Source organism: Mesorhizobium sp. M0664, assembly GCF_040320565.1.
Taxonomy (GTDB): Bacteria; Pseudomonadota; Alphaproteobacteria; order Rhizobiales; family Rhizobiaceae; genus Mesorhizobium.
In genome coordinates this window covers 1-4,271 of record NZ_JAMYPW010000094.1, presented here as the reverse complement: position 1 = coordinate 4,271, position 4,271 = coordinate 1, and the positions used below count along the sequence as shown (strand labels likewise).

General features: G+C 59.3%; 6 protein-coding genes. 4 read left to right on the top strand and 2 right to left on the bottom strand.

From position 1 onward, the window contains the following. Nucleotides 1–275 (bottom strand): MBL fold metallo-hydrolase (locus tag NKI39_RS33970; protein ID WP_352837495.1); only part of this gene is annotated, 275 nt, incomplete at its 3' end. Between the two features lie 449 nt (nucleotides 276–724). Continuing rightward, nucleotides 725–1,063, bottom strand: a complete 339-nt coding sequence (locus NKI39_RS33965) for a hypothetical protein (protein ID WP_352837492.1) — start codon at nucleotides 1,061–1,063, stop codon at nucleotides 725–727. A gap of 291 nt (nucleotides 1,064–1,354) precedes the next feature. Between NKI39_RS33965 and NKI39_RS33960 the strand changes: the two genes are divergently transcribed. The 4 genes from NKI39_RS33960 (at nucleotide 1,355) to NKI39_RS33945 (ending at nucleotide 4,033) form a co-directional block, all read left to right on the top strand. Then, nucleotides 1,355–1,576 (top strand): hypothetical protein, encoded by a 222-nt coding sequence (locus NKI39_RS33960; protein WP_352837489.1) that lies wholly within the window; start codon nucleotides 1,355–1,357, stop codon nucleotides 1,574–1,576. Nucleotides 1,577–2,079: 503 nt separating this feature from the next. Continuing rightward, nucleotides 2,080–2,352: a Y4lK-related protein gene (locus tag NKI39_RS33955; RefSeq protein WP_352837487.1), complete on the top strand. Its 273-nt coding sequence runs from the start codon at nucleotides 2,080–2,082 to the stop codon at nucleotides 2,350–2,352. Nucleotides 2,353–2,681: 329 nt separating this feature from the next. After that, the gene (locus NKI39_RS33950) at nucleotides 2,682–3,635 is read left to right on the top strand and encodes an NAD(P)/FAD-dependent oxidoreductase (RefSeq protein ID WP_352837484.1); all 954 of its coding nucleotides are present in this window, start codon (nucleotides 2,682–2,684) and stop codon (nucleotides 3,633–3,635) included. A 92-nt stretch (nucleotides 3,636–3,727) separates the two neighbouring features. Beyond that, nucleotides 3,728–4,033, top strand: coding sequence for a hypothetical protein (locus NKI39_RS33945; RefSeq protein ID WP_352837481.1), 306 nt, complete (start codon nucleotides 3,728–3,730; stop codon nucleotides 4,031–4,033). Nucleotides 4,034–4,271 lie beyond the last annotated feature (238 nt).

Genomic DNA, 4,271 nt, shown 5'->3' with positions numbered 1-4,271 from the left:
TGGTCGAAATGGCCGTGGGTCAGGATGATCGCGGCCGGCCGTGCGTTCGTGCCAAACCGCTTTTCCGCGACCGCAAGAATGCTGCTGCGGGACGTCGGCAACCCGGTATCGATCAGCATCCAGTTCCGATCTCCGCTGCCCGGTGCGCCGAAGAGCACGACATTGACGATTGCTAGCCGCAAATAGCCCAAGTCCGGTGCGATGCTCCAAGCGCCGTCGCCACGATCCTCGCGCCTGGCGTAGTCGGTCTCGGAAAGTCGAATCTGAACGGTCATATGATCCCGTGCCTCTATTGTTGCTGAGCAGCCGCTCGAGTCGATCGGCGGCGGTGGTATATCGCCCCGAACTTGGCACGGCCCTCCTTGTTCCTCATTCGCCACCCAGCTCCGGACGGTCCACCACAGGAACAAAGGCTCGACCAATCGGTTCGGCATTACCCGGTCACGCAAGGACGAGCTGACAGAGCAACGAAGCTGGCGCGCGCCCGATTGGATGCGGTATTTCGCCAACGCACGCGGCGGGCCTGCTGGCGCCACTGCTGGTACGGCTGCGCGACGATCACGATTCAACTCCGCCACAGGAATCCCCACGCAGGGTTGGGTTCCGAACCATTGCGGCGGAGCGCACGCGGCTCGGTCTCGCCGCTGCATTGCCTTCAAGCGCACGGTTCCTCAACTGATGCTCGGCTGGCGGCAACTTGCTCGCCAGCCGAGCCGATGTGCCATCAACAACCCTGGTCGGTCTTTTTCACCTGACCCGGCGCGGCGGTATTGGCTGTCGTGTCCTGCTGACCAGGCGCCGCCTGCTGAGCGCTGCCAGTCTGCTGGCCGGGCGCGCAGTCTCTGGCCGAGTTCGCATTTGGGGTGCCGCTGGTCGTGGTCGTGTCGGTGCCTTGATCGCCGGACATGTTGGTGCCGCTGCTCGTCGTGCCGGTGCCCTGATCCGTCGTGCTGGGCATGGTTGTCGTGGTCGAGGTTCCGCTCGAAGTTCCGCTGGTCGTCTGGGCAAAGGAAAGCCCGGCCGACACCGCCAGCACGGCCGAAGCAAAAAGGATGCGTTTCATCTTCTTTCTCCTGTCTGAATGCGCGGGATGCGCCTGGCACATCCAACAGGCAGACAGAAAGACTGTTCCCCGAAGAAGCTCAATTTTTGTAACTCTGGTCGAGGGGCTCTATTGCGCCGGGAACACGGATCAGTTCGTCGCTAATTGCTAGTTTCTCTGCCCAGATTTGGTTGAAAAGATTCCACAGCCAGTCTTGACGACCAAGAAGATGTTTCTTCTCTGTTCTCATGGCGCACGAACCAATGTCACGCCGGGCAAGGCGACCCGGCACAATAAGCTCGGCAAGGCTGAATGCAGCTGCGGCAACGTCCCCTACTGCCGTTCCGCCGACCTGATGATGGTGGTGGCGTCGATCCACTAACGCTGAAGTTCGACTGCAGCCGCTGCAAGCCGACGGTGAAGATTACGCTGCTCGAAGTGCATCCGGAGCACCTGCCGAAGCGGCTGATCATCCAGAAGCCAATGAAGATCGACGGCAAGATCCATTGGACCACCGAACGGTTCCCGGGATGAGTCCGGCAAGCGGCTGGACAGTTCAGGGGCTGACGGACGAGCGCATGGAGATCCATGCGTATTCCCACAATCCACAATGCCACCACAATCAGCCGCTCGATCTTGGAAGGCTGAAGGCTAAACTCGACCGAAGGCGCCGCAACGGCGGATGATCTGATTCCAAGCTCACGCAAAGTGCAGTGGCAATCGTGTCGTGTTGACCTATACGCCCGACACCGCGCCGCCTATCTACCGGGCAAGATCGTAGAGCCGGCAGCCGACCGAAGCCGAATTTCTCAGGCCGGCGGCGACAACGCGCCAACAGGCGACAATGTCGAAATCGTGCTGTCATAACGCGCACCGGCAAAGTATTCCTACAACGCAAAATGGCTAGCCCGGCGGCGTCCACGCCTATGCTCCACAGCTAAGTCACACCTGATCGCGACGCCGTGCACGCTCGCATTTCTGCCGTTGCGCGGTGCGCCGCAGGTGCGTAGCCTCCTATACGCACCCGGGTCACGAGCATGAAACAGATGAAAACCGACCAGATTCCACTATTCGTCCCGGACATCGTTGCCCTTGGGTGCGAGATCTGCGCGGTTGGGGATTTCGGCTGCGTCATTGGCGACGCCGATCTTTCTCTCCATCGCCTTGAAGCCATCCAGCCGCAATTGAGGCGTCTCGACCAAACATATGGCTGCCGTCGGCACCTGAAGCGGCAAATTATCGCCTACCTCAATTCCGTCGGCCGCTATGTCGATCCGGCCGAAGATAGCCCGGTGATGCCGCGCCACTGACGGCACGAGCGCCTCGGCGAACCGATTCTGTTGTTCCCGACCTTGCGCTACGCCTGCTAGACGTTGATTTGACCGGCAAGACTTCCCCACAAATCCAGGCGATGTCTGCGCAATAAGAGAGGCTTTGGCGATGCAAAACTCCCGCGCCACTTCGACTATCTCTATGCCTCACCAGGCGAAGCTTGTTTTAGCCAAGATGTGATCTCAATAGCTGAACTGTCGGCGATTAGGGAGCACTCCACACTGTAACCAAATGGGCTGCCCCGCGTTCTTTAACGGCGTACGGCTGTGCCCCTCGCGGGGCAGCCTTGTGTTTCAGGATTTCTGGCATGGTCAACCGGGACACGAGCCGCAATGAAGGAAGCTTCGACTGCCTCATCGTAGGTGGCGGGCCATCCGGGCTCGCGGCTGCGACTTACCTTGGAAGATTTCGAAGGCGAGTAATTGTTGTCGACGCAGATGAAAGCCGTGCAAAGTGGATTCCCTTGACGCGCAACTGCCCAGGCTTTCCAGACGGCATCACCGGCCCTGACCTGCTTGGCCGCCTTCAACTGCAGGCCACTCGATTCGGCGCAAGCGTGGTCCACGACACGATCGTATCCCTTCGCAAAACGAAGGCTGGGTTTTTGGCGGCCGCTTTATCTCCCATTCGTGCCCGCTCGGTGCTCATTGCTACCGGCGTTGTTGACATCCTCCCGGATCTTCCTGGCGCTACCGACATGATCCAAGCTGGCGTCTTGCGATTGTGCCCTATCTGCGACGGCTATGAAGCCATCGACAAACGAGTGGCCGTCATCGGACCAGCCGAACACGCGGTAAAAAAGGCGTTGTTCATGCGCACCTTCACTCAGGATCTGACCCTCCTGATTACTGATCCATCCGAGCCCTCCCCGCAAGAGCGTACCAAAGTTAAGAGGGCCGGAATCAAGATCGGCGTCTGCAGACCCAATGCCGTTTGCGCCACGGGCCGGGAGGCGGTAGTGGAACTCATCGACGGCGCAACGCTCTCGTTTGAGACCATCTACCCTGCGATGGGCTCGACCATCCGCTCGAGGCTTGCGGTCGACCTTGGTGGATGCTGTGACAAAGCGGGCAATCTCGTCGTGGATTCGCGCCAGCGCACCGCGGTCCGCGGACTTTATGCAGCCGGAGATGTCGTCAACGAGATCAATCAGCTTGCCGTAGCATTCGGCCACGCAGCGGTGGCTGCCACCGACATTCACAACTATCTTGCAAATGTTCGGGGCGAGCATTGGTCCCAGGCCGAACACGGCCGACCGTGACTTATAGGTACATGGCGCCTAGCTCTGACACCGAGAGCAAATCATGAGGAACGAAGAGGCACGGCGACCGTTCTGGATCGTCGGGTTTCATCATGTATCTTATTCAAATCCTCTTACCTCGGGCGGACAATTCCGGCAGACCGTTCCCCAAACAGGAATTCAACCGGCTCAAAGAGGAACTGGCCCAGCAGTTCGCCGGTGTCACAGCTTTTTTGCAGGCACCTGCAGAAAGGCTGTGGCGGCAAGGCGACCAGTGCAGCAACGATGAAATCGTCATCTTCGAAGTGATGACGGAGGAAATTGATCTGCGGGCTTGGCGAACACGCCGTGCTGACCTCGAGCGACGCTTTCGTCAGGACGAGGTGATCATCCGTTACTCATCGATCGGCGTCGTGTAGGATGCGTAGAGCTTCAGCTCGACGGGCGGGCAAGTTCGACACGGATATTATAAGCTCCGAGGCAAGCTGACTACAAACGGCTTAGCCCAATAACACCGATCGGCAAATGCGACCTTCAGAGCATGATCGAGCAGCTGTCACCCGCCTGGGGGGGATAGTGTGCTGAAGGTTCTGCAAAAAGTTTTGGAGAGAGAACGGCTCTTGCTCTGAGGGGCGAGCGGCCATGGCACGGTGGTGA

Coding starts and splice junctions, on each gene's coding strand:
- NKI39_RS33955 (WP_352837487.1), top strand. CDS start 2,080: ATGAAACAGATGAAAACCGACCAGATTCCACTATTCGTCCCGGACATC.
- NKI39_RS33965 (WP_352837492.1), bottom strand. CDS start 1,063: ATGAAACGCATCCTTTTTGCTTCGGCCGTGCTGGCGGTGTCGGCCGGG.
- NKI39_RS33945 (WP_352837481.1), top strand. CDS start 3,728: ATGTATCTTATTCAAATCCTCTTACCTCGGGCGGACAATTCCGGCAGA.
- NKI39_RS33950 (WP_352837484.1), top strand. CDS start 2,682: ATGGTCAACCGGGACACGAGCCGCAATGAAGGAAGCTTCGACTGCCTC.
- NKI39_RS33960 (WP_352837489.1), top strand. CDS start 1,355: ATGCAGCTGCGGCAACGTCCCCTACTGCCGTTCCGCCGACCTGATGAT.